General features: G+C 60.5%; 19 protein-coding genes, 2 rRNA genes, 1 pseudogene and 1 riboswitch. Of the genes and pseudogenes, 9 read left to right on the top strand and 13 right to left on the bottom strand.

The genetic code is table 11. The annotated features are described in order from the left end of the window. Positions 1–94: 94 nt before the first annotated feature. The 6 genes from ilvN to AHA_RS04455 all read right to left on the bottom strand — a co-directional run bounded on the left by ilvN (position 95) and on the right by AHA_RS04455 (position 5,336). Complete coding sequence (gene ilvN, locus AHA_RS04475; RefSeq protein WP_011704829.1) at positions 95–589, bottom strand: acetolactate synthase small subunit; 495 nt, start codon at positions 587–589, stop codon at positions 95–97. A gap of 91 nt (positions 590–680) precedes the next feature. Beyond that, a complete protein-coding gene (locus AHA_RS04470) occupies positions 681–2,399 on the bottom strand; it encodes an acetolactate synthase 3 large subunit (RefSeq protein WP_011704827.1) in 1,719 nt (572 codons plus the stop codon). A 389-nt stretch (positions 2,400–2,788) separates the two neighbouring features. Further along, the gene (locus AHA_RS21680; protein WP_011704826.1) at positions 2,789–2,941 is read right to left on the bottom strand and encodes a hypothetical protein; all 153 of its coding nucleotides are present in this window, start codon (positions 2,939–2,941) and stop codon (positions 2,789–2,791) included. 36 nt (positions 2,942–2,977) lie between these two features. Further along, on the bottom strand, positions 2,978–4,087 hold the full coding sequence (locus AHA_RS04465) for an MJ1255/VC2487 family glycosyltransferase (RefSeq protein WP_011704825.1): 1,110 nt from the start codon (positions 4,085–4,087) through the stop codon (positions 2,978–2,980). Then, the gene (locus AHA_RS04460; protein WP_011704824.1) at positions 4,087–4,587 is read right to left on the bottom strand and encodes a phosphatase PAP2 family protein; all 501 of its coding nucleotides are present in this window, start codon (positions 4,585–4,587) and stop codon (positions 4,087–4,089) included. The genes AHA_RS04465 and AHA_RS04460 overlap by 1 nt, the downstream gene beginning before the upstream one ends. A gap of 125 nt (positions 4,588–4,712) precedes the next feature. Further along, positions 4,713–5,336: a TetR/AcrR family transcriptional regulator gene (locus AHA_RS04455; RefSeq protein ID WP_011704823.1), complete on the bottom strand. Its 624-nt coding sequence runs from the start codon at positions 5,334–5,336 to the stop codon at positions 4,713–4,715. Positions 5,337–5,743: 407 nt separating this feature from the next. Here AHA_RS04455 and leuA point away from each other — a divergent pair, with 407 nt between their 5' ends. The 5 genes from leuA (at position 5,744) to AHA_RS04430 (ending at position 11,491) form a co-directional block, all read left to right on the top strand. Further along, the gene (gene leuA, locus AHA_RS04450; RefSeq protein WP_011704822.1) at positions 5,744–7,318 is read left to right on the top strand and encodes a 2-isopropylmalate synthase; all 1,575 of its coding nucleotides are present in this window, start codon (positions 5,744–5,746) and stop codon (positions 7,316–7,318) included. Between the two features lie 2 nt (positions 7,319–7,320). Next, on the top strand, positions 7,321–8,406 hold the full coding sequence (gene leuB, locus AHA_RS04445) for a 3-isopropylmalate dehydrogenase (RefSeq protein WP_011704821.1): 1,086 nt from the start codon (positions 7,321–7,323) through the stop codon (positions 8,404–8,406). A 32-nt stretch (positions 8,407–8,438) separates the two neighbouring features. Further along, complete coding sequence (gene leuC / locus AHA_RS04440; protein WP_011704820.1) at positions 8,439–9,836, top strand: 3-isopropylmalate dehydratase large subunit; 1,398 nt, start codon at positions 8,439–8,441, stop codon at positions 9,834–9,836. Between the two features lie 12 nt (positions 9,837–9,848). Beyond that, a complete protein-coding gene (gene leuD, locus AHA_RS04435; protein ID WP_011704819.1) occupies positions 9,849–10,448 on the top strand; it encodes a 3-isopropylmalate dehydratase small subunit in 600 nt (199 codons plus the stop codon). Positions 10,449–10,564: 116 nt separating this feature from the next. Continuing rightward, positions 10,565–11,491, top strand: a complete 927-nt coding sequence (locus AHA_RS04430; RefSeq protein WP_011704818.1) for a hypothetical protein — start codon at positions 10,565–10,567, stop codon at positions 11,489–11,491. Positions 11,492–11,593: 102 nt separating this feature from the next. Here AHA_RS04430 and AHA_RS04425 read toward each other — a convergent pair whose 3' ends face one another. Next, a complete protein-coding gene (locus AHA_RS04425; RefSeq protein ID WP_017410271.1) occupies positions 11,594–11,884 on the bottom strand; it encodes a PilZ domain-containing protein in 291 nt (96 codons plus the stop codon). Between the two features lie 91 nt (positions 11,885–11,975). Next, positions 11,976–12,066, top strand: a riboswitch (TPP riboswitch). 51 nt (positions 12,067–12,117) lie between these two features. On the opposite strand from AHA_RS04425, the gene thiB reads away from it, so the two are divergent. The 4 genes and pseudogenes from thiB to AHA_RS21815 all read left to right on the top strand — a co-directional run. After that, complete coding sequence (gene thiB, locus AHA_RS04420) at positions 12,118–13,098, top strand: thiamine ABC transporter substrate binding subunit (protein WP_011704816.1); 981 nt, start codon at positions 12,118–12,120, stop codon at positions 13,096–13,098. Then, on the top strand, positions 13,095–14,717 hold the full coding sequence (thiP, locus tag AHA_RS04415) for a thiamine/thiamine pyrophosphate ABC transporter permease (RefSeq protein WP_011704815.1): 1,623 nt from the start codon (positions 13,095–13,097) through the stop codon (positions 14,715–14,717). Before thiB ends, thiP begins: the two co-directional genes overlap by 4 nt. 65 nt (positions 14,718–14,782) lie before the next feature. After that, complete coding sequence (thiQ, locus tag AHA_RS04410; protein WP_011704814.1) at positions 14,783–15,490, top strand: thiamine ABC transporter ATP-binding protein; 708 nt, start codon at positions 14,783–14,785, stop codon at positions 15,488–15,490. A gap of 27 nt (positions 15,491–15,517) precedes the next feature. Beyond that, positions 15,518–15,660 (top strand): annotated as a pseudogene (locus tag AHA_RS21815) (thiamine ABC transporter ATP-binding protein); the annotation flags it as partial. A gap of 67 nt (positions 15,661–15,727) precedes the next feature. Here the strand turns inward: AHA_RS21815 and AHA_RS04405 are convergent. From AHA_RS04405 to AHA_RS04380, 6 genes are all read right to left on the bottom strand, one after another. Continuing rightward, complete coding sequence (locus AHA_RS04405; RefSeq protein WP_011704812.1) at positions 15,728–17,098, bottom strand: PhoH family protein; 1,371 nt, start codon at positions 17,096–17,098, stop codon at positions 15,728–15,730. Between the two features lie 208 nt (positions 17,099–17,306). Then, positions 17,307–17,987, bottom strand: coding sequence for a TSCPD domain-containing protein (locus AHA_RS04400; protein ID WP_011704811.1), 681 nt, complete (start codon positions 17,985–17,987; stop codon positions 17,307–17,309). 10 nt (positions 17,988–17,997) lie between these two features. Beyond that, positions 17,998–20,145, bottom strand: coding sequence for an adenosylcobalamin-dependent ribonucleoside-diphosphate reductase (locus AHA_RS04395; RefSeq protein ID WP_011704810.1), 2,148 nt, complete (start codon positions 20,143–20,145; stop codon positions 17,998–18,000). Positions 20,146–20,352: 207 nt separating this feature from the next. Further along, positions 20,353–20,805, bottom strand: coding sequence for a pullulanase (locus AHA_RS04390; RefSeq protein WP_011704809.1), 453 nt, complete (start codon positions 20,803–20,805; stop codon positions 20,353–20,355). A 288-nt stretch (positions 20,806–21,093) separates the two neighbouring features. Beyond that, positions 21,094–21,208, bottom strand: a 5S ribosomal RNA gene (rrf, locus tag AHA_RS04385). Between the two features lie 117 nt (positions 21,209–21,325). Then, positions 21,326–24,214 (bottom strand): 23S ribosomal RNA (locus tag AHA_RS04380). Positions 24,215–24,293: the final 79 nt, after the last annotated feature.

The raw sequence follows: 24,293 nt of genomic DNA, 5'->3' as shown, positions 1-24,293 counted from the left end.
ATTTGAAAGAAAATGACAGACTCGGCCACGCCTTGCGCCCATGAAAAAGGGCTCCGAAGAGCCCCTTTGGACAACAAACCCGCCAGCAACCTACTCAGGGGCGCAGCGCCTTGTCGGCACGGGAGATACCGCAGACACCGGAGCGCACCACTTCGATGATCTCGTTGGTCTGGGCGGCCGTCTTGATGAAGGCGTCCAGCTTGTCGCTGGTACCCACCAGCTGCACCGTGTAGAGCTCGGGGGTGACGTCGACGATCTGGCCGCGGAAGATATCCGCCAGCCGTTTCAGCTCGTCACGACCACCACCGGCGGCGCGCGCCTTGACCAGCGCGATCTCCCGCTCGATGTGCTCACCCTCACTCAAGTCGCACACCTTGAGCACGTCCACCAGCTTGTGCAACTGCTTCTGGATCTGCTCCAGCACCCGCTCGTCACCCATGGTGACGATGGTCATGCGCGACAGGGTGGGATCCTCGGTGGGGGCCACCGTCAGGGTCTCGATGTTGTAGCCGCGCTGGGAGAAGAGGCCCACCACCCGGCTCAGGGCGCCGGATTCGTTCTCCAGCAGAACGGAAATTATATGTCTCATGATGTTTCCCCCGCCTTGCTCAGCCACATCTCGTCCTTGATGGAACCAAACTTGAGTTCCTTGAGCACGACCGAAATAATATGTTCCATCGTCAGGTTCTCTCCGTCTTGCTCAGCCACATCTCATCCATGGCGCCGAACTTTATCTGCATCGGATAAACGTGCTCATCCGGGTCGACCGAAATGTCCATGAACACCAGTCGATCCTTCATGGCGAAGGCCTTCTCCATGGCGCTCTCCAGCTCGGCCGGATCGCTCACCGCGATGCCGACGTGGCCGTAGGCTTCCGCCAGTTTGACGAAGTCCGGCAGCGACTCCATGTAGGAGTGACTGTGACGACCGCCGTAGAACATCTTCTGCCACTGCTTGACCATGCCCAGCGCCCGGTTGTTGATGGAGATGATCTTGATGGGCACCCCGTACTGCATGCAGGTAGAGAGCTCCTGAATGTTCATCTGCACCGAACCGTCGCCGGTGACGCAGCAGACCACCGCATCCGGGTTGGCAAACTGGGCGCCCATGGCGGCCGGAATGCCGAACCCCATGGTGCCGAGGCCGCCGGAGTTGATCCACTGGCGCGGCTTGGCAAACGGGTAGTAGAGGGCGGCAAACATCTGGTGCTGGCCCACGTCGGAGGCCACGAACGCCTCCCCCTTGGTCACCTTGTAGAGGGTCTCGATCACCTGCTGCGGCTTGATCAGTGTGGGATGGGTCTCGTAGGCCAGGCAGTTGCGCGAGCGCCACTGGCCGATCTGGCTCCACCAGTCCGCCAGTACCTGCTTGTCGTTGTCGAAACCACACTCGCGGATCACTTCCAGCATCTGCTCCAGCACGGTTTCCACCGAGCCGACGATGGGCACGTGGGCCTGCACCGTCTTGGAGATGGAGGTGGGATCGATGTCGATGTGAACTATGGTGGCGTTGGGACAGAACTTGGCCACGTTGTTGGTGACGCGGTCATCGAAGCGGGCACCCACGGCGAAGATCAGATCCGCGTTGTGCATGGTCTTGTTTGCTTCGAAGGTGCCGTGCATGCCCAGCATGCCGATGAATTGCGGATGGGTGCCGGAGAAGGCCCCCAACCCCATCAGGGTGGTGGTCACCGGCAGGTTCAACAGCTCCGCCAGCTTGGTCACCAGGTGATCCGCATTGGCATTGATGGCGCCGCCGCCGACGTACATCACCGGGCGCTCGGCCTCCACCAGCAGCTTGGCGGCCCGCTTGATCTGCCCCTTGTGGCCCGACTTGGTCGGATTGTAGGAGCGCAGGGACACCGTCTCGGGATACTGATAGGGAAACTTCTCTTTCGGGTTCTGCACGTCTTTGGGCAGATCCACCACCACCGGCCCCGGGCGGCCGCTGGCAGCAATGTAATAGGCCTTCTTGATGGCGTCGGGAATGTCGCTGGCCTTCTTGCACAGGAAGCTGTGCTTCACCACCGGGCGGGAGATGCCGATCATGTCGGTCTCCTGGAATGCATCCTCCCCGATCATGCTGGTCGGCACCTGGCCGGACAGGATCACCAGGGGGATGGAGTCCATGTAGGCGGTCGCGATCCCCGTAATGCAGTTGGTGGCGCCGGGACCCGAGGTCACCAGCACAGTGCCCACCTTGCCGGTGGAGCGGGCGTAACCGTCCGCCATGTGCACCGCGGCCTGCTCGTGCCGCACCAGGACATGCTCCATCTTGCCGTTTTCAAAGAGAGCGTCATAGATGTCGAGCACTGAGCCACCAGGGTAGCCGAAAACGTGCTCAACTCCCTGATCTTCCAGCGCTCTAACCACCATCTGGGCGCCTGATAACATCTCCATGATAAAGCCCTCCAGGCTTTGCTCCATTAAGCGAAAGCTATCGGCAGTCCGCTGCTTCCCGGCACCGCCAGTCCGTGCATTGTTGTTGTCTGAATACGGACCCGGCGAGTTCGGCGCTGTCGATAGTAGAAAAATAGGTTTTTTCCATCATTCACCCGAAAAGCGGGTGAAAAACCAACTTAACCCGCTTGTGAACGCTTGTCCACGGCTTTGTCTGACCAGAACAGTCATAAATTTCAAACAGCTATTAACATTCAGTGACTTGAGAAAAAGGGCGGGGACAATGCGGGGAAGTTGGGGGAATGACCAGCGGATCATGCTGCCACGGCCGCCCTGAATGGAAAAAAATAAGCCCACCGCCAGGGTGGGCCCGCAAGCCTGGCAGGGGATCAGTGATCCTCTTCCGGCTCCGCCAGCCAGATCTGCTGATCCGGATCCGTCTCCTCGCAGACCGAGATACTGACCCCCATGTCCAGCAGCTCGTGCAGGGTGAGATTGTCCGCCAGATTCATGGTATCGCCGTTTTCATTGGTAAAGCGCATGGTGTCCGTCCTCTCCTTGGTGGGATCCCTCTCAGTCTAGTCAAAGGCGCTCACTTGCGATAACCAACTGCTGTTTAGCGGGCTGCCCCCCGCCAGTTCGCTCAGCCGATCGCACACCTCTTCCGGGAACAAGGTACGAGCCCACAGCCGGCGGGAGAGCGCCGGCACGCTCTCCTGCGCTCCGTCCGCCAGCCAGCCCGCCAGCTCGCTGGCCACATCGGGGTAGATAATCTGGCCAGGGGCGGCGGCATCCAGCCAGGCCCGCACCGCGTTGGCATCGAGCGCATCCATCAGCCGAGCCAGCCCCATCAGCTCCAGGGTCTTGCTGTTGGTCAGCTGCTCGAACTGGCCCCCCAGCGGCTTGACCAGCAGCTTCTTGCCAAGGGAGAGCGCCTCCGAGGCGAGCTCGAAGCCACCGTTGGTGATGACCCCGCGACAGCCGGCCAACATCTGCTTGAACCCCTCCCTCGCCTGCGGTTCGAACGCTATGTTGCGCCACTGGCTGGCGTTGCGAATGGCCGGATGAAAGCAGACGAAGCGCTGCTGGTTGAAGCGCGACAGCAGCGCAGCGATCGCCTCGGTCTGCTCAAACGGCAGGTAGACCAGAATCTGCTGATTGTCGGGCGCAGGCGGGATGGCGTCTATGATGGGTGGCAGCAAGGGCTGGCCGAAGTGAAACCAGTGCAACCCGAGCGCCTGGCGCACCGGTGCGAAGTGGTGCATCAGCTGACGATTGAAACCGCTCTCCCCCCAGCGTGGAATGGGCCAGTCGAAGCTCGCCTGGTGGCTGATGGTAAGACTCGGCTTGCCCCAGCGACGGGCGGCGTGGGCGCTGATCGGCTCGAAATCACTGATGACGAGATCGTAATCGCGGCAGTCGAGTGCCCGCATGTCGCGCCAGAAGCGCAGCGGCGAGAGCCCCTTGAGGGTTCGCCAGCCCGAGATGGCTCCCTCGTGGCTGACGAAGGTGATGCCGGGAAAGGCACGATAATCGCCGAATTCGGCCATCTCGAAGTAGCCGTCCGCGGGGCGGCCGCTGAACAGATAGTCCACCTCCAGACCACGGGCTCGCAGCGCCCGCGCCAGGGTACGACTGCGGCTGATATGACCGTTGCCGGTGCCCTGTACCCCGAACAGGATCCTCATCATTGGCCCCAGCCGAGCGCCAGCAGGGCGCAGCCGCCGCCGAGCAGGGCGCCGGCCACCAGATCGCTCAGATAGTGCACCCCGAGTAGCAGACGGGACGCCCCCACCAGCGCGGCCCAGACAAACAGCAAGGGGGCCCAGAGCGGGAAGCTGGCGGCCAGCACGGTTGCCATCAGGAAGGCGGCGGCGGTGTGACCGGAGGGCAGGCTGTAGCGATCGGAAGGGGTGATGAAGACCGGCAGCCCCACCGGGCGCTGGCGCTTGAGCAGATTTTTCAGCAGCAGGTAGAGCGGCAGCTCAAAGGCGAAGGCAAGCAGCGCCAGCTTCACCAGCTCGCGCTCGGCCTCCCCCTGCCACCAGAGCAGGGCCGCCAGCACGGCGTAGAGCGGGCCATCACCGGTACGGGAGATGAGCCGGCTGATCCTGGCCTGTGGCCGGTTGTAGGCGTGCAGCAGGCAGACACGGCACACCTGCAGGTCCCATTGCTGGATCTTGTTCATAACCCCTCCTTCCCTGAAGTCTTGGAGCAGACTAGGGCGGCGGGGTGACACTTGGTTGAACGTGGGATAACAGATTTATGAAAAAAGGGCCGAATGGCCCTTTTTGCTGTCTAGGTGGCAAATGATCAGTTCAGGGTGCCGCGCAGACCGTTTTCCATCAGACGGCAGTTGTGATCCGCCAAGCGGGCCATGAAGTGTTCATCCACGGTCAGGCCGAACACCTGCTCGTAGAGATCCTTCATCACGAACGGCTGCCACATCATGCTGAGGAAGGAGATCTTCAGCATCTCGGGATCCAGGTTGTCACCCAGTTCGCCGTTGTTCTTCATGGACTCCAACAAGGCATCGAACTGGGGCAGCTGGCGTTCCAGCAGGCGGTTCAGCACAAAATCCCGACCTGGGCTCTTCTCGGTCGATAATGCGCTGGAGATGGCGGAGGTCAGCTCGCTGTTGGGCGCCATCACCTGATAGTAGGTGTTGAGCAGGTCGTTGAGGCTGCGGTTGCCGGCCTCATCGTGCCAGGCCTGGTCCAGCGGCTCGGCCACATCGCCCAGCACCGCCTTGTAGAGACCCTCTTTGCTGCCGAAGTAGTAGTGGATCATCGCCAGATTGGAGCCAGCCAGCTCGGCGATCTCACGAGTCGTCACCTTGCTGTAGGGGGTGTTGAGAAAACGCTCACGGGCGGCAGAGAGCAACTTGTCACGAATGTCAGAACGTCCGACCGGACGACCAGGTCTACGTTTTTCCATTTAATACCTCGGATAATTCAGCAAAAACTGACAAGTCGATCTGATTGCACAGATGATCGAGTACAGCAGGAATGACCAGATAATCGTGCAAGGGCCGAATATGGGACAAGTAAATTTGCACTCCTTTACAATCCGATTAAATAAACCAGCGAAATGAACCGGGTCTGCGCGGTTGACACAGCATAAAAATCTCGATATTGGTAAAAGCGTTATCGACTGGAAGGATTGATTCATCATGCGTATTGCCGCTCCGCTACTACTAATCTCCCTAATCGCGACCAGTCGCGCGGGATCCTTGTAGCCGGGCTCAGGCATAGCCGGAATTTACAAAAACCCGTGCACCCTGCACGGGTTTTTTTATGCCAACGCAGGATGCACGTCACCGAACTTAGGAAGAGGGAAGTCACATGTCAGATCGGGTCATCATATTCGACACCACCCTGCGCGATGGTGAGCAGGCTCTGGCGGCCAGCTTGACGGTCAAGGAGAAGCTGCAGATCGCCCAGGCACTGGAGCGGCTCGGTGTCGACGTCATGGAGGTAGGGTTCCCGGTCTCCTCCCCCGGCGACTTTCAATCGGTGCAGACCATCGCCCGCCACATCAAGCAGAGCCGGGTCTGTGCCCTCGCCCGCGCCCTGCCCAAAGACATTGACGCCGCCGGCGAAGCCCTGCGGGTCGCCGAAGCCTTTCGCATCCACACCTTCATCTCCACCTCCTCCATTCACGTCGAGAGCAAGCTGAAGAAGAGCTTCGAAGACGTGCTGGAGATGGGGGTCAGCGCCATCAAGCATGCCCGCCGCTACACCGACGACGTGGAGTTCTCCTGCGAGGATGCGGGCCGCACCCCGATAGACAACCTGTGCCGCATGGTGGAGGCCGCCATCAAGGCCGGCGCCCGCACCATCAATATTCCGGATACCGTCGGCTACACGGTACCGACCGAGTTTTCCGGCATCATCCAGACCCTGTTCAACCGGGTACCCAACATCGATCAGGCCATCATCTCGGTGCACTGCCACGACGATCTGGGCCTCTCGGTGGCCAACTCCATCGGCGCCGTGCAGATGGGGGCCCGCCAGATCGAGTGCACCATCAACGGCATCGGCGAGCGGGCCGGCAACTGCTCGCTGGAAGAGGTGGCGATGATCCTGAAAACCCGCGCCGACCTGCTCGGGGTGCACACCAACATCCGCCACAGCGAAATTCATCGCACCAGCGCCCTGGTCAGCCAGCTCTGCAACATGCCGGTGCAGCCCAACAAGGCCATCGTCGGGGCCAACGCCTTCTCCCACAGCTCCGGCATCCATCAGGACGGCGTGCTCAAGGCGAAAAACACCTACGAAATCATCACCCCGGAGAGCATCGGCCTCACTCAGAACAACCTCAACATGACCTCCCGCTCCGGCCGCCACGTCATCAAGCACCGGATGGAGTCCATGGGCTACGCCGAGAGCAGCTACGACCTCGACGATCTCTACGGCAAGTTCCTCACCCTGGCCGACAAGAAGGGGCAAGTGTTCGATTACGATCTGGAGGCACTCGCCTTCTTCAGCCAGATCCACGAAGAGCCGGAGCACTTCAAGCTGGAGTACCTCGGCGTGCAGAGCGGCAGCTCGGTGATGGCCACCGCCTCGGTGAAATTGAAGGTGGGCCAGGAGATCGTCAGCGAAGCCGCCACCGGCAACGGCCCGGTGGATGCGGTCTACCAGTGCATCAACCGCATCACCGGCTACGAAATCAGCATCGACAAGTACGAACTCAAGGGCAAGGGGGAAGGCAAGAACGCCCTCGGCCAGGTCGACATAGTCGCACAGTACAAGGGCCGCAAATTCCATGGCATGGGCCTGGCCACCGATATCATAGAGTCTTCCGCCCAGGCGTTGATCCACGTGATCAACAGCATCTGGCGCGCCGATCAGGTGGCCGAACAGATGGAACGCAACGTTGCAAAAACAGACAAGATCAATACGGAGAGCGTGTGAGTATGAGCAGTTATCGGATCGCAGTATTGCCGGGTGACGGCATTGGCCCGGAAGTGATGGCCGAGGCCGTCAAGGTGCTGGAAAAGGTGCAGGCCAAATTCGGCTTCACCCTCGACTACGAGCGCCATGACGTGGGCGGTATCGCCATCGACAACCACGGCACCCCGCTGCCCCAGAGCACCATTGCAGGCTGCGAGGCGGCCGATGCCGTGCTGTTTGGCTCTGTGGGTGGCCCCAAGTGGGAGCACCTGCCCCCCAACGATCAGCCGGAACGCGGCGCCCTGCTGCCTCTGCGCGCCCACTTCAAGCTGTTCTGCAACCTGCGTCCGGCCCGCATCTACACCGGCCTGGAGCAGTTCTCGCCGCTGCGGGCCGACATCTCGGATCGCGGCTTCGACATCGCCTGCGTGCGGGAGCTGACCGGCGGCATCTACTTCGGCCAGCCCAAGGGGCGTGAAGGAGAAGGCCCCACCGAGAAGGCATTCGACACCGAGGTGTACCATCGCTTCGAGATCGAGCGCATCGCCAAGATAGCGTTCGAGTCGGCTCGTGTTCGCCGTGGCAAAGTCACCTCCATCGACAAGGCCAACGTGCTCGCCTCCTCCATTCTGTGGCGCGAGGTGGTGACGCAAGTCGCCAAGTCCTATCCGGACGTCGCGCTGAATCACATGTACATCGACAACGCCACCATGCAGCTCATCAAGGATCCGTCCCAGTTCGACGTGCTGCTCTGCTCCAATTTGTTCGGTGACATCCTCTCTGACGAGTGCGCCATGATCACCGGCTCCATGGGGCTGCTCCCCTCCGCCAGCCTCAACGAATCGGGCTTCGGTCTGTTCGAGCCGGCCGGTGGCTCGGCGCCGGATATCGCCGGCAAGGGTATTGCGAACCCCATCGCCCAGATCCTCTCCGCCGCCCTGATGCTGCGCTACAGCCTGGGCCAGGAAGCCGCCGCCCAGGCCATCGAGCAGGCCGTGGCCCAGACCCTGGCCGAGGGTTACTTCACCGCCGACCTGCATCAGGCCAGCGCCCGTCACCCGGTGCAGAGCACGGCCGAGATGGGCAGCCAGATCGCCGCGCGCATCTGACCCCACGGCATCGATAACAAGGAAACCGAGCAATGGCCAAGACCCTCTATCAGAAAGTATTCGACGCCCACGTGGTCCGGGAAGTAGAAGGGGAAACGCCCCTCATCTACATCGACCGCCATCTGGTGCATGAAGTAACCAGCCCGCAGGCATTCGACGGCCTGCGCGCCATGAACCGCCAGCTGCGCCGCCCGGATCTGACCTGGGCCACCATGGATCACAACGTCTCCACCACCACCAAGGACATCGCCGCCTCCGGCGAGATGGCCCGCATCCAGATGGAGACGCTGGCAGCCAACTGCAAGGAGTTCGGGGTTCGCCTCTACGATCTCAACCACAAATATCAGGGGATCGTCCATGTGATGGGCCCAGAGCTTGGCATCACATTGCCCGGCACCACCATCGTCTGCGGCGATTCCCACACCGCCACCCACGGCGCCTTCGGGTCGCTGGCGTTTGGCATCGGCACCTCCGAAGTGGAACACGTGATGGCAACCCAGACCCTGAAACAGGGCCGCGCCAAGACCATGCGCATTTCGGTCAACGGCAAACTGGCCGCAGGCATCAGCGCCAAAGACGTGGTGCTGGCCATCATAGGCCGGGTCGGCCATGCCGGCGGTACCGGCTATGTGGTGGAGTTCGCTGGCGAAGCCATCGAAGGGCTCACCATGGAAGGACGCATGACGGTGTGCAACATGGCCATCGAGCTCGGCGCCAAGGCTGGCATGATCGCCCCCGACCAGACCACCATCGACTACATCCGTGGCAAGGAGTTCGCTCCCAAGGGCGAGACGTTGGAACAGGCCATCGCCTACTGGCAGAGCCTCAAGAGCGACGAAGGTGCCCGTTTCGATGCCGAGGTAGTGTTGGACGCCGCCGACATCGCGCCGCAGGTCACCTGGGGCACCAACCCGGGTCAGGTGATCGCCGTCAATGAACCCATTCCGGCGCCGGAATCCTTCAGCGACCTGATGGAGCAGCAGTCCGCCCGCAAGGCGCTCGCCTACATGGACCTGCAGCCGGGCCAGAAGCTCTCCGACGTCGCCATCGACAAGGTGTTCATCGGTTCGTGCACCAACAGCCGCATCGAGGATCTGCGCGCCGCCGCCGCCATCGCCCGCGGTCGCAAGGTGGCCGCAGGCGTGCAGGCCCTGGTGGTGCCGGGCTCCGAGCAGGTGAAGGCGCAGGCCGAAGCCGAGGGTCTGGACAAGATCTTCATCGAGGCTGGCTTTGAGTGGCGCCTGCCCGGCTGCTCCATGTGTCTCGCCATGAACAACGACCGGCTGCAACCGGGGGAGCGCTGCGCCTCCACCAGCAACCGCAACTTCGAAGGGCGTCAGGGCCGCGCCGGCCGCACCCATCTGGTGAGCCCGGCCATGGCTGCCGCCGCCGCCGTCACCGGCCGCTTCGCCGACATTCGCGCACTGTAAGAGGAAACAGCGATGACAGGATTCAAACAGCATAAAGGGATCGTCGTCCCCCTCGACAGCGCCAACGTCGACACCGACGCCATCATTCCCAAGCAGTTTCTGCAGAAGGTCAACCGCATCGGTTTTGGCAAGCACCTGTTCCACGACTGGCGCTTCCTGGACGATGCAGGTCAACAGCCCAACCCCGAGTTCGTGCTCAACCAGCCGCAGTTCGCCGGTGCCAGCATCCTGCTGGCCCGCGAGAACTTCGGTTGTGGCTCGAGCCGCGAGCACGCCCCCTGGGCGCTGGCGGACTACGGCTTCAAGACCATCATTGCCCCGAGCTTCGCCGACATCTTCTATGGCAACGCCATCAACAACGGCATGGTGCCGGTGCGGCTGAAGGAGGAGGAGGTCGACGCCCTGTTCCAGCTGGTTGCCGCCCAGCCGGGCATCGAGATCGAAGTGGATCTGGAGGCCAATCAGGTGCGCGCAGATAGCCTGTGCTTCGGCTTCGAGATCGACGAGTTCCGCCGCTACTGCCTGCTCAACGGGCTGGATGCCATCGGCCTGACCCTGCAACACGAGGCCGCCATCAGCGCCTTCGAGGCGAAGCAGCCGAGCTGGATTTGACCCATCAGGTGCCATAAAACGAGTAGAATCAACAGGGAGCCGCGGCTCCCTGTTTTGTTGTCAGGCCAGGCTACACGCATGGCTGGCCACTTCTGCATGCCCGACGGGACACTCGAATGAAGATGACGATCGCCCTCCCCCTGCTCTGCGGCCTCTGGCTGGCGCTGCCGGTCTGCGCTGGGCAGACCTATTTCAACAGCAGCGGCGGGCAGCTCAACGTCGGCTGGCAGGACAAGGACGGCAAGGCGCAGCAGCTCACCTATCGGCTGGAGGCGGGCAAGTTGCCGCCACTCATCGCCTATCGGCCGGCCCGCATGCAGGAGGACGTGCTGCAGAGCCTGCTGCAACAGGGGATGACCGAGTTCCCCACCGTGCAGTTCTCCCTCTCTCGCCCCCAGATGGAGCTCAAGATCAAGGGACGCCAGCCCGAGCAGGTCAACAAGGCCATGGGCTGGCTCACCCAGCAACGGGACAAGCTGGAAGCCGAGTGGCTCAAGCAGCACTATTTCCAGCCCTTCACCGCCCCCGACGGCGCCGCCGCCATCAAGCAGGACCATGTGCGCATCGCGCTGGAGAGCCGCAGCGAGCTGGCGCCACTGGCCGAGCAGCTCAAACAGCAGGGCAGCACCGAGACCGAAGCCCGCCAGAAGACGGTGGCCCATATGCTCGACTTCGTGCAGGCCATCCCCTATCAGCTGCTCGACAGCCAGTCGGGACGCCAGGGGAAGGGCTTTTTAAGCCCGCGCCAGGTGCTGGAGCAGAACCAGGGTGACTGCGACAGCAAGGTGACCCTGATGGCCGCCATGCTGGCCCAGCTCTTCCCCGAATTGAAACAGGCCATGGTGTTCGTGCCCGGTCATGCCCTGTTGGGAGTGGCGCTGCCAGCCAAGCCGGGTGAGGCCACCCTGAACCGGGAAGGGGAAACCTATCTGCTGATGGAGCCCACCGGCCCGGCCCAGTTGGCAATGGGCCAGCTGGCACCGACCAGCAAGACCCTCATCGACAGCAAGCAGCTAAGCGTGCAGCCGGTTCGCGCGGATTAATAACGCCGCGTCGGGGCCGTCGTGAAAACAAGGGGAAATACGCCAGAAGGAAATCGACCAGCGCGGGGCTGGTCGATGCATGACGAAGGGTGTGACGGTCGGTCAGGCGAGGGCCTGGAACTCGATGGCCAGCAACAGTCCATCCTCTTCTTCCAGCACCCGGATGATGCGGGCCTGCGCCTCGAAGGGGGGCAGCAGGTTGTTGTTGGTGGCCAGGCTAACCCGGATGGGTTGGCTCACATCGAGCTGATGCTCGGCGACGGCGATCCCCATGCCGTTGGCGCTGAGATCCCGGCAGACCCCTTCCAGTACCTGCTGTTGCTGAAAGATGGTGACGGGGGCATTGATTATCATGCGCTGGAAGGCGCGTCTTTCCTTGGTGCTGGTGATCACGCGAACATCCTCTGTTGTCTGACGCCGTCTCGCTGGCCCGCAGGAACAATTGTGCTGGCCTCCCCCCAAGAACGTTAATACAATGCGGTTCGTTTCTCAAACGGGGTGCGGTTTACCGCTGAGATTATACCCGTGAACCTGATCCAGATAATGCTGGCGGAGGAATTTGAGGCATGGCGCTCATTTTTTGCGCCCTCATCCGCTGGCACCTCATTGCTAAGGGAGTGCCGCTCATGAAAACCCTGCTGCTGGTCGCCACCAGCCTGCTCAGTGCCCAGGCCTTCGCGGCCGACACCCTCACCGTCTACACCTACAACTCCTTCACCGCCGAGTGGGGACCCGGTCCCAAGATCAAGCAGGCCTTCGAGAAAGAGTGCGGCTGCACCCTCAAACTGGTGCCGCTTGAAGATGGCGTGGCCATCCTCAACCGGCTGCGGCTGGAAGGCAAACACAGCAAGGCCGATCTGGTGCTGGGGCTGGACGATGCGCTCGTCAGCGAAGCCAAACAGAGCGGCCTGTTTGCCCCCCACGGCAGCAAGCTGGACGGGGTCAAGGTACCGGGTGGCTGGCAGGACGATACTTTCGTCCCCTACGACTACGGCTACTTCGCCTTCGTCTACGACCAGAGCAAGCTGAAGAACCCGCCCAAGAGCCTGAAAGAGCTGGTAGAGCGCCCCGATCTCAAGGTGATCTATCAGGATCCGCGCACCTCCACCCCGGGTCAGGGGCTGATGCTGTGGATGAAGTCGGTCTACGGGGGTGAAGCGCCCGCCGCCTGGGCGCAACTGGCCAAGAAGACGGTCACCGTCACCAAGGGCTGGTCCGAGGCCTACGGCATGTTCCTCGACGGCGAGGCGGACATGGTGCTCTCCTACACCAGCTCCCCCGCTTACCACCTGATTGCCGAGAACAAACCGCAGTATCAGGCCGCGGCGTTTGAGGAGGGCCACTACCGCCAGGTGGAAGTGGCCGCCAAGCTCAACAGCGCCACCCAGGGCAAGCTGGCGGATAAGTTCCTGCAGTTCATGACAAGCCCCGCATTCCAGAACGAGATGGCCACCGGCAACTGGATGTATCCGGTGATCGACACGCCGCTGCCCAAGGGCTTCGAGCAGATGATCACCGTAGCTAAGCCGCTCGCCTTCAGCAGCGATGAGGTGGCCGCCAACCGCAAGAACTGGATCCGCGAGTGGCTGCAAGCCGTCACCCAGTGAGCCGTATCTTCGCCAGAGCGCAGGCTCGTCCCCTCTGGTGGCTGCCGGGCAGTGCCGCCACCCTGATCATCCTGCTGCTCTCCCTGGGGCCGCTGGCGGCCCTGTTGTGGCAGGCCGGGTCGCTGGCGCCACGTACCCTGCTGGCCGATCCCTACCTGCGCCACGTGCTGGGCTTCAGCCTCTGGCAGGCACTGCTCTCCACCCTGCTGAGCCTGGGGCTGGCCATTCCGGTGGCCCGCGCCCTGGCGCGGCGCCGTTTCATCGGCCGCCGTCTGCTGCTCAAACTGTTCGGCCTCTCGCTGGTATTGCCGGTCATCATCGCCATCTTCGGCATCGTCGCGGTACACGGCAAGCAGGGCTGGTTGCCACAGCTGCTGCACGGGCTGGGGCTCGCCCCCGGCAATTACCTTTATGGCCTGCTCGGCATCTTGCTGGCCCACGTCTTCTTCAACATGCCGCTGGCGGCGCGCCTGTTGCTGCAGAGCATAGAGAGCATTCCCGAGTCCTCCTGGCGCCTCGCCAGCCAGCTCGGCATGCGCTCTTCCCATATTTTCCGGCTGCTGGAGTGGCCGCTGATCCGGGCCCAGCTGCCAGGCCTGGCCAGCCTCATCTTCATGCTCTGCTTCACCAGCTTCACCACTGTGCTGGCGCTCGGGGGCGGCCCCAAATCCACCACCCTGGAGGTGGCCGTCTATCAGGCGCTGCGCTTTGACTTCGATCTCGCCACCGCCGGCGGGCTGGCGCTGGTGCAGTTGATCCTGACCGCGGGTCTGCTGATGCTGCAACACAAGCTGCAGAGCAGCCCGGCCAGCCGGATCAGCGCTCGCCGTCCCTGTCTGCGCCCAGACCGTCATCAGCCGGGAACCGGTCTGGTGGACACCCTCGCCCTCGGGATCGGGCTGGCCGTGTTCCTGCCCCCCTTGCTGGCCATCGTGGTAGCAGGCCTTAACCCCGGCCTGCTGGGTGCGCTGACCTCAAGCAAGTTGTGGCTGGCCAGCGGCCAGTCGCTGCTGATCGCGCTGGCGGCAGGCACCCTGGCCACCCTGCTCGGCAGTGCGCTGCTGCTCACCAGCCGTCACCTGCGCGTGCGGGATCGCAAGCGGCGGGCCGCCGCCCTGTGGGAGGCCAGCGGCTCGGTGATCCTGATGATCCCGGCGGTAGTGCTCTCCACCGGCCTGTTCATCCTGTTCATGCCGTTCGCTGACGTGTTCGCCCTCGGTCCCTGGCTGGTGGTGCTGGTCAATGCCCTGATGGCGCTGCCCTATGTGCTGCGTACCCTCTCCGCCCCCATGCAGCTGGTGGTGCGCCAGTACGACCGGCTGGCCGACAGCCTGGGGGTGCGCGGACTGCATCGCCTGCGGCTGGTAGAGTGGCCCCTGCTGCGCCGCCCACTGGCCCAGGCGGCTGCACTCTCGATGATCCTGTCGCTGGGGGATCTCGGCGCCATCGCCATGTTCGGCAGTCAGGAGCTCACCACTCTGCCCTGGCTGCTCTATCAGCAACTCGGCAGCTACCGATTGACCGAGGCGGCCGCCACCGCCCTGCTGTTGCTGATCCTCTGTTTCTCCCTGTTCTGGCTGATTGAACGTGGCCTGGGAGGCAAGCATGCCGATCACTGAAGCGCACGCCCCAACCGTTTATTCGGCCGCTCCGGCCGGTCGAGCAGCCCCTTGGAGAAGAGAACATGCTGAATATTGATCAACTGGTCACCAGCTACCCGGACTGGCGCGTCAGCTTCAGCGCCACCCTGCCCAAGGGGGAGATCACCGCGCTGATTGGCCCGAGCGGTGCTGGCAAGTCGACCCTGCTCGGCATGATTGCCGGTTTCGTACCGGTAGAGTCCGGCACCCTCGACTTCGATGGCGAGGATCTGTTGCCGCTGGGCCCGGCCGCGCGACCGGTCACCACCCTGTTTCAGGATCACAATCTGTTCCTGCATCTGTCGGTGTTCGACAACATCGCCATCGGCCTGCACCCCGGTCTGCGCCTGAACGCAGCCCAGCGGGCCCAAGTGAAGAATGCCGCGAGCCGGGTTGGCCTCGGCGAGATGCTCACCCGACTCCCGGAACAGCTCTCCGGCGGCCAGCAACAGCGGGTCGGGCTGGCCCGTGCCCTGGTGCGGGGCAAGCCGCTGCTGCTGCTGGATGAACCCTTCTCGGCGCTCGATCCGGCCCTGCGCCGGGAGATGCTGGCGGAGGTGGCGAGGCTCGCCTGCGAGCAGGGCATTACCGTCCTGATGGTCTCTCACAACCCGGAAGATGCCCAGCTCATCGCTGATCAAGTGTTGTTCGTGGACGAGGGGCGCATCGCCCTGCAGGGCACGCCGGATATCCTGCACAACAGCGTTCACCCCGGACTGCTGCGCTATCTTGGCCGCGCGCTAGCACCATAGTGAATGGGATGGTATCCCCCTAACATGCCGGAGGATGCCCAGCTGATTGCGCCGATCAAGTGCTGCTCGTGGATGAGGGGCGCATCGCCCTGCAGGGTACGCCGGATATCCTGCACAACAGCGACCACCCCGGTCTGCTGTGCTACCTTGGCCGCACGCAGGAGCAATAACCGATGACGGGATCAAAAAAGGGAAGCCGCTTGGCTTCCCTTTTTCATACGAAGATAGTCAGTCAAATCAGAGATTTTCCTCGGCGAAGGAGGCGAGCTTGCTGCGCACCACCCCGTTCAGGAAAATGTTGGCACTGCCGTCGAAGTCTTTGAAACGCTCGACGATGTAGGTCAGACCCGAGGTCACCGGGCTCAGGTAGTTGGAGTCGATCTGGGCCAAGTTGCCGGAGCAGACGATCTTGGTGCCCTCGCCGCAGCGGGTGATGATGGTCTTGATCTGGGACGCGGTCAGGTTCTGGCACTCGTCCAGCAACACAAAGGTGTTCTGGATGCTGCGCCCACGCATGAAGTTGACCGATTTGAACTGGATGTTGGCCTTCTCCATGATGTAGCTGAGGGACCCGCTCATGTTCTCGTCCTGCTTGTGCAGCACCTCCAGGGTGTCGGTCACCGCCGCCAGCCAGGGCATCATTTTCTCTTCTTCGGTACCAGGCAGGAAGCCGATGCTCTCGGCGATTTCCGGGGTATTTCGGGTGACGATCACCTTTTCGTAGATCCCCTTCTCGATCACCAGCTCCAGCGCGGCGGCCATGGCCAGCAGGGTCTTGCCGCAGCCCGCCGGGCCGGTCAGGATCACCAGATCGATGTGCGGATCGAGCAGCGCATCGAGCGCCATCCCCTGATAGACGTTCTTGGGATGTACCCCCCACGCCTTGCGGGACATCAGCCGTTCGCGGCCCAGATCCTTGATGCGGATCTTCTGGCTGTCGTGGCTGAGCACCCGGGCGGCGAAGAAGTTCTCTTCATCGATCAGGTACTGGTTGACGTGAATGCCCTCCAGCAGGTTGGCATCGATGACGTGAACGGTATCGCGGCCATGGGTCTCACTATCGCACTCGCCGACCCGCTCCCAGAAGCTGCCGGGCACCACCTGGAAGCCCTTGGCCAGCAGGCGGATGTCGTCGATCAGCTGGTCGCTGCGGTAATCCTCGACGTGGGCAAGCCCGGCGCCCTTGGCCTTGAGCCGCATGTTGATGTCTTTGGTGACCAGCACCACCTGACGTTTCAACTCATGCTTTTGCAGGTAGAGGGCCGCGTTGATGATGCGGTTGTCTGCCTCCTTGTCGGTGAACACCTCAGCATCCTGCGGCAGATGGTGGTCACTGAAGATGGAGATGTGACCGCTCGCCTCGCCGGCCAGCGCTACCCCTTGCGCAATCTGTTCCGGCGTTGCATCGCGAAATACATCCTCCAGCGCCCGGATGGCCACCCGCGCATCACGGCTGACGTCCTTGTGGCGATCCTTGATGTTGTCGAGCTCTTCCAGCACCGTCATGGGGATGAGCACGTCGTGCTCTTTGAAGGAGTAGATGGCGAGGGGTTCGTGAAGCAGAACGTTGGTATCCAGGATAAACAGCTTTCGGTCCGTGTTGTCCATAAGCATCCTCCTTGGCACTGAAGGTGCCACGTGTGTGAATCTCAGATGTCATTGAAACCACACGGCCGTGACAGTTTTATTACCCCCAACGCTACGCCCGATTTTACTATCGCGCAACAAATCGCGTGTGCCGCCGGTGCGTTCGAACAGAAAAGCAGCAATGCAAAAGGCCGGCACCAAGGCCGGCCTTTTGCCTGCGCTCAATCACTCAACCGCACTTGGAATCGCCGCAGTTGAGGCAGGTCATGCAGCCATCCTTCTGCACCAGTGCCTTGCTGTGGCACTTGTAGCAAAGCGCCGCACCGGGCGGGAAACCGCTCCCGGCCTGCTGCTCGTCGGCATGTTGCCGGGCTTGCAGCTCGGCCTGCTTGTCGGCCAGGAACGCCTGCTGGTGTTCATCCAGCCCGGCCACCTTGAGCATGCCGATCTCGGTGAGATGGGTTTCGATCACGTTGCCAATTTCGGCGATAAGCGAGGGTACGTACTTGCCCTTGTTCCAGTAGCCCCCCTTGGGATCGAACACCGAGCGCAGCTCCTCCACCAGGAAGGTGACATCCCCCCCCTTGCGAAATACCGCCGAGATGATGCGGGTCAGCGCCACGATCCACTGGTAGTGTTCCAGGCTCTTGGAGTTGATGAAGATCTCGAACGGACGGCGCGTCTCGTGCACCGTGCCCTCGTTGAGAATGATGTCATTGATGGTGATGAACAGCGAGTGCTCGGAGACATGCTCCGGCGTCTTCAGCTTGTAGGTAGTGCCCATCAACCGCTCCGGCCGCAACACCGTCTCGTGCATGTGAACCACGTCATCTTGCACAGGGGGTTGCTGCGGTTCATCCCGGGTTTTCACCTGGTAGGCGACGATTTTTCTGTCGATTTTCTTGACCATGCGCGCGTCCTCAGAATTTACCGTAATAGCCTTCTTTCAAGGCATCGTAGAGGTTGGCAGCGGTATGCAGCTCGCCATCGTATTCGATCTCTTCGTTCCCTTTCGCCGTGACGACCGAGCCATCCTCCAGGGTGAACTCGTACAGGGTGTTCTCCAGATCCTGCTCCTTCACCAGCACCCCCTGGAAGGCTGCCGGGTTGAACCGGAAGGTAGTGCAACCCTTGAGCCCCGAATCCGACGCATAGAGGTAGATGTCCTTGAACTGCTCGAACGGAAAATCGGTCGGCACGTTGGCCGTCTTGGAGATGGAGGAGTCGATCCAGCGCTGGGCCGCCGCCTGAATGTCTACGTGCTGGGCCGGGCTGATGTCGTCGGCGGTGATGAAGTAATCCGGCAACCGGGTCGCCTCATCCTCGGCATAAGGCATGGCAGCCGGATTGACCAACTCGCGGTAGGCCAGCAGCTCATAGGAGTAGACGTCCACACTCTCCTTGCTCTTCTTGCCCGGCTTGATGACGTTGCGGCTGTAGTGATGGGCAAAGCTCGGCTCGATGCCGTTGCTGGCGTTGTTGGCCAACGACAGCGAAATGGTGCCGGTCGGCGCAATACTGCTGTGATGAGTGAAACGCCCCCCCACCTCGGCCAGCTCGGCAACCAGGGCGGGATCCACCTCGGCCACCTGCTGCATGTAGCGGCTGTAACGGGCGTGCAGCACCTTGCCCTTCACCTTGTCACCGAGCTTGATGCCGTCTGCCGCCATCTCGGGGCGCAGCCGCAGCAGCTTGCCAGTCACCTCGAACTCCTGCTCCATGATGGGGGCCGGGCCCTTCTCCTTCGCCAAGGCCAGGGACTCGCGCCAGCCGGTCATGGCCAGCTCCTGAGATACCTGCTCGGTAAAGGCGACGGCGGCGGCAGAGCCGTATTTTATCCGCAACATGGTGAGGGCCGAGCCGAGGCCGAGGAAGCCCATGCCATGACGGCGTTTGCTGATGATCTCCTCACGCTGCCTGGCAAGCGGTAGCTGGTTGATCTCCACCACGTTGTCCAGCATGCGGGTGAAGATGGCCACCACCTTGCGAAACGCGGACCAGTCGAAGGCGGCCTGTTCGGCGAAAGGGTCGCGCACGAACCGGGTCAGGTTGACGGACCCCAGCAGGCAGGCGCCATAGGGGGGCAGAGGCTGCTCACCGCAGGGGTTGGTGGCGCGGATCTCCTCGCAGAACCAGTTGTTGTTCATCTGGTTGACCTTGTCGATCAGGATGAAACCGGGCTCCGCGTAGTCATAGGTCGAAGTCATGATGACGTTCCACAGCTTGCGGGCAGGCAGGGTCTTGTAGACCTTGCAGGCAACTTGCCCCAGCTCGTTGAACACCACCCCTTCCCTGTTCGGCCAATCGGCCCAAAACACCTGAGTCGGATCGTCCAGCGTTATGCCGTCCTGCTCCACCTCCCTGGCGGTGTAGGGGAAGATAAGCTGCCAGGGGGCATCCTCTTTCACCGCCTTGACGAACTCTTCGGTGATGAGCAGGGAGAGGTTGAACTGACGCAGACGGCCATCCTCCCGCTTGGCCTGGATAAACTCGACAACATCGGGGTGACGGATATCCATGGTGCCCATCTGGGCGCCGCGACGACCACCGGCTGACGAGACGGTGAAACACATCTTGTCGTAGATATCCATGAAGGAGAGCGGGCCCGAGGTATAGGCCCCGGCACCGGAGACAAAAGCCCCGCGCGGGCGCAGGGTTGAAAAATCATAGCCGATGCCACAACCGGCTTTCAGGGTCAGTCCCGCTTCGTGCACCTTGCCGAGGATATCGTCCATCGAATCCTCGATGGTACCGGAGACGGTGCAGTTGATGGTCGAGGTCGCCGGCTTGTGCTCGAAGGCTCCCGCATTGGACGTGATGCGCCCCGCCGGGATGGCGCCGTTGCGCAGCGCCCACAGGAAGGGCTCATACCAGACGTCTGGCTGCGACTCCTGGCCAGCCAGGGCAAGGGCGACCCGCTGGCAGGTTTCATCGATCGTGCCATCAATGGGGACGCCATCCTTGCTCTTGAGACGATACTTGCTGTCCCAGATCTCGAAGGAAGTGTCCTGCAGCGGGATCAGGCGAGAGGCGCTCTCACTCTTCTGCACCGGGTTGGATTTAGCCATATTCAATCAACCTCATGTGAATGGAACAACGTCACGACAGTAGCAACAAACACAACCAATAGCGAACAAACAAAATAAAAACACTATATGTAGTATTTTTAATAACAAGAGAGCCTGCCTCATCCTAAAAAAACGCCCCGGCCAGCAGTGTGCTGAGCCGGGGCATTGACCGATTCATCGCCCGGGAAACGTGCTTCCCGGTCCAGATCAGGGTTTCTTGACGTACACGGTAGGGGTATCGCCCGCCATGTTCAGATAGAACTCATAGACGCCATCCGCATCCGGAGAGAACTTCATGTCTTCATACTTGGAGCAGGGGTTGACCGGCACGGCTTCACCACCCAGCACGGCAACACCGTCACTCGGGCTCTTGTAGCCGAAGTTGGTGCCACAGCTCCAGCCAGAATCGGCGAACTTGAACTTGTAGGGCGCCCACTCTTTCTTGAGCGTTCCCTTGGCCATGTAGAGCTTGTCGGCCACCTTGACCACCTTGCTCGCGTCGGTTGCCATCCAGTCGTTCATCTCCCCACGCAGGTAGATGGACTTGCCACCGAAATCGCTGTTGTCCGCAGCCGCTTGCTCAGCGCCACCGTGAGATGCGCAACCGCCTAATACCAGGGTTCCCGCCGCCAGCATCATCGTTACTGTTCTTTTGAACATGTGTCCATTCCTCAAATTATTGTGATTCCTTGGCCCATCAAACGTGGGCAGACGAATTAAAGCAGAGCGGGCATCACAAGAAAGGTAGAGACATCACATTCTGTGCTTTTTCTGTTCAGCAATTGAATTGATGGACAAATATCAGCCAGACAAAAGGTGGACCATATAAGGAGCGAGGTCAGGGAAGATGATCTTGGGCTATCAAATAAACGGGGTTCAGAGAGGAAAAGACTGAATTTCAGGCAATAAAAAACCCCGCTCATCTGAGCGGGGTTTCTTGTATTGGGTGCCTGGCAGTGTCCTACTCTCGCATGGCGAATGCCACACTACCATCGGCGCTACCGCGTTTCACTTCTGAGTTCGGCAAGGGATCAGGTGGTTCCACGGCGCTATGGCCGCCAGGCAAATTCTTCAATCTTAGAAAGCTGACGTGAATAACGAACTGCCTGTTGGCGTCGCTATCACTGAATTAGTAGTTCGTTCATTCGCTACAAGGCCCAGAACACTTCTTGGGTGTTGTATGGTTAAGCCTCACGGGTAATTAGTATGGGTTAGCTCAACACGTCGCCGCGCTTACACACCCCACCTATCAACGTTGTGGTCTCCAACGGCCCTTTAGGACCCTCAAGGGGTCAGGGATGACTCATCTCAGGGCTCGCTTCCCGCTTAGATGCTTTCAGCGGTTATCGATTCCGAACTTAGCTACCGGGCAGTGCCACTGGCGTGACAACCCGAACACCAGAGGTTCGTTCACTCCGGTCCTCTCGTACTAGGAGCAACTCCCTTCAATCATCCAACGCCCACGGCAGATAGGGACCGAACTGTCTCACGACGTTCTGAACCCAGCTCGCGTACCACTTTAAATGGCGAACAGCCATACCCTTGGGACCGACTTCAGCCCCAGGATGTGATGAGCCGACATCGAGGTGCCAAACACCGCCGTCGATATGAACTCTTGGGCGGTATCAGCCTGTTATCCCCGGAGTACCTTTTATCCGTTGAGCGATGGCCCTTCCATTCAGAACCACCGGATCACTATGACCTACTTTCGTACCTGCTCGACCTGTCCGTCTCGCAGTTAAGCTGGCTTATGCCATTGCACTAACCTCCTGATGTCCGACCAGGATTAGCCAACCTTCGTGCTCCTCCGTTACTCTTTGGGAGGAGACCGCCCCAGTCAAACTACCCACCAGGCACTGTCCGCGACCCCGATTCAGGGGCCTGCGTTAGAACATCAAACATACAAGGGTGGTATTTCAAGGACGGCTCCAGCGCAACTGGCGTCACGCCTTCAAAGCCTCCCACCTATCCTACACATGTAGGTTCAATGTTCAGTGCCAAGCTGTAGTAAAGGTTCACGGGGTCTTTCCGTCTAGCCGCGGGTACACCGCATCTTCACGGCGAATTCGATTTCACTGAGTCTCGGGTGGAGACAGCATGGCCATGGTTACACCATTCGTGCAGGTCGGAACTTACCCGACAAGGAATTTCGCTACCTTAGGACCGTTATAGTTACGGCCGCCGTTTACCGGGGCTTCGATCAAGAGCTTCGCTTGCGCTAACCCCATCAATTAACCTTCCGGCACCGGGCAGGTGTCACACCCTATACGTCCACTTTCGTGTTTGCAGAGTGCTGTGTTTTTGATAAACAGTCCCAGCCATCTGGTCACTGCGACTCCCAACTGCTCCATCCGCAAGGGACTTCACTGTCAAGAGCGAACCTTCTCCCGAAGTTACGGTTCTATTTTGCCTAGTTCCTTCACCCGAGTTCTCTCAAGCGCCTTGGTATTCTCTACCCGACCACCTGTGTCGGTTTGGGGTACGATGACTTGTAATCTGAAGCTTAGAGGCTTTTCCTGGAAGCAGGGCATCAATGGCTTCCGCACCGTAGTGCGTTCGTCTCGTGTCTCAGTGTTGTGTCTCCGGATTTGCCTAGAAACACCACCTACGCACTTTCACCAGGACAACCGTCGCCTGGCCCACCTAGCCTTCTCCGTCCCCCCATCGCAATTACAAGTCGTGCAGGAATATTAACCTGCTTCCCATCGACTACGCCTTTCGGCCTCGCCTTAGGGGTCGACTCACCCTGCCCCGATTAACGTTGGACAGGAACCCTTGGTCTTCCGGCGAGGAGGCTTTTCACCCCCTTTATCGTTACTTACGTCAGCATTCGCACTTCTGATATCTCCAGCATACCTCTCGATACACCTTCGCAGACTTACAGAACGCTCCCCTACCACTCACACTTAGTGTGAATCCGCGGCTTCGGTGCCTGGTTTGAGCCCCGTTACATCTTCCGCGCAGGCCGACTCGACTAGTGAGCTATTACGCTTTCTTTAAATGATGGCTGCTTCTAAGCCAACATCCTAGCTGTCTGAGCCTTCCCACATCGTTTCCCACTTAACCAGAACTTTGGGACCTTAGCCGGCGGTCTGGGTTGTTTCCCTCTTCACGACGGACGTTAGCACCCGCCGTGTGTCTCCCGGATATTACTTACTGGTATTCGGAGTTTGCATGGGGTTGGTAAGTCGGGATGACCCCCTAGCCCAAACAGTGCTCTACCCCCAGTAGTATTCGTCCGAGGCGCTACCTAAATAGCTTTCGGGGAGAACCAGCTATCTCCGAGTTTGATTGGCCTTTCACCCCCAGCCACAGGTCATCCCCTAACTTTGCAACGTTAGTGGGTTCGGTCCTCCAGTTGATGTTACTCAACCTTCAACCTGCCCATGGCTAGATCACCCGGTTTCGGGTCTACACCTTGCAACTAGACGCCCAGTTAAGACTCGGTTTCCCTACGGCTCCCCTATACGGTTAACCTCGCTACAAAATGTAAGTCGCTGACCCATTATACAAAAGGTACGCAGTCACCCCGAAGGGCTCCCACTGCTTGTACGTACACGGTTTCAGGTTCTATTTCACTCCCCTCACAGGGGTTCTTTTCGCCTTTCCCTCACGGTACTGGTTCACTATCGGTCAGTCAGGAGTATTTAGCCTTGGAGGATGGTCCCCCCATATTCAGACAGGATGTCACGTGTCCCGCCCTACTCGATTTCACATCAAGGTTGTTTTCGTGTACGGGGCTATCACCCTGTATCGCCGGCCTTTCCAGGACCGTTCCACTAACTTCCAAGATGCTTAAGGGCTAATCCCCGTTCGCTCGCCGCTACTGAGGGAATCTCGGTTGATTTCTTTTCCTCGGGGTACTTAGATGTTTCAGTTCTCCCGGTTCGCCTCGCTACGCTATGTATTCACGTAGCGATACCTAGCTTATGCTAAGTGGGTTTCCCCATTCGGAAATCCGTGAGTCGTAATGTCTCTTACCGACTGCTCACGGCTTATCGCAGGTTAGTACGTCCTTCATCGCCTCTGACTGCCAAGGCATCCACCATGTACGCTTAGTCACTTAACCATACAACCCCAAGAAGTGTCGGTGAAACCGACGCAGCTTGTTGTCGTACAACAAGGACCAAATAAAATTTGGTTTTCGC

It is taken from the genome of Aeromonas hydrophila subsp. hydrophila ATCC 7966 (genome assembly GCF_000014805.1).
GTDB classification, from domain to species: domain Bacteria; phylum Pseudomonadota; class Gammaproteobacteria; order Enterobacterales; family Aeromonadaceae; genus Aeromonas; species Aeromonas hydrophila.
This window is presented reverse-complemented; position numbering and strand designations above follow the sequence as displayed.

Excerpts from the sequence above, each read along its gene's own strand:
- ilvN (WP_011704829.1), bottom strand. The coding sequence starts at position 589 with ATGAGACATATAATTTCCGTTCTGCTGGAGAACGAATCCGGCGCCCTG.
- AHA_RS04470 (WP_011704827.1), bottom strand. The coding sequence starts at position 2,399 with ATGGAGATGTTATCAGGCGCCCAGATGGTGGTTAGAGCGCTGGAAGAT.
- AHA_RS21680 (WP_011704826.1), bottom strand. The coding sequence starts at position 2,941 with ATGCGCTTTACCAATGAAAACGGCGATACCATGAATCTGGCGGACAAT.
- AHA_RS04465 (WP_011704825.1), bottom strand. The coding sequence starts at position 4,087 with ATGAGGATCCTGTTCGGGGTACAGGGCACCGGCAACGGTCATATCAGC.
- AHA_RS04460 (WP_011704824.1), bottom strand. The coding sequence starts at position 4,587 with ATGAACAAGATCCAGCAATGGGACCTGCAGGTGTGCCGTGTCTGCCTG.
- AHA_RS04455 (WP_011704823.1), bottom strand. The coding sequence starts at position 5,336 with ATGGAAAAACGTAGACCTGGTCGTCCGGTCGGACGTTCTGACATTCGT.
- leuA (WP_011704822.1), top strand. The coding sequence starts at position 5,744 with ATGTCAGATCGGGTCATCATATTCGACACCACCCTGCGCGATGGTGAG.
- leuB (WP_011704821.1), top strand. The coding sequence starts at position 7,321 with ATGAGCAGTTATCGGATCGCAGTATTGCCGGGTGACGGCATTGGCCCG.
- leuC (WP_011704820.1), top strand. The coding sequence starts at position 8,439 with ATGGCCAAGACCCTCTATCAGAAAGTATTCGACGCCCACGTGGTCCGG.
- leuD (WP_011704819.1), top strand. The coding sequence starts at position 9,849 with ATGACAGGATTCAAACAGCATAAAGGGATCGTCGTCCCCCTCGACAGC.
- AHA_RS04430 (WP_011704818.1), top strand. The coding sequence starts at position 10,565 with ATGAAGATGACGATCGCCCTCCCCCTGCTCTGCGGCCTCTGGCTGGCG.
- thiB (WP_011704816.1), top strand. The coding sequence starts at position 12,118 with ATGAAAACCCTGCTGCTGGTCGCCACCAGCCTGCTCAGTGCCCAGGCC.
- thiQ (WP_011704814.1), top strand. The coding sequence starts at position 14,783 with ATGCTGAATATTGATCAACTGGTCACCAGCTACCCGGACTGGCGCGTC.
- AHA_RS04405 (WP_011704812.1), bottom strand. The coding sequence starts at position 17,098 with ATGGACAACACGGACCGAAAGCTGTTTATCCTGGATACCAACGTTCTG.
- AHA_RS04400 (WP_011704811.1), bottom strand. The coding sequence starts at position 17,987 with ATGGTCAAGAAAATCGACAGAAAAATCGTCGCCTACCAGGTGAAAACC.
- AHA_RS04395 (WP_011704810.1), bottom strand. The coding sequence starts at position 20,145 with ATGGCTAAATCCAACCCGGTGCAGAAGAGTGAGAGCGCCTCTCGCCTG.
- AHA_RS04390 (WP_011704809.1), bottom strand. The coding sequence starts at position 20,805 with ATGTTCAAAAGAACAGTAACGATGATGCTGGCGGCGGGAACCCTGGTA.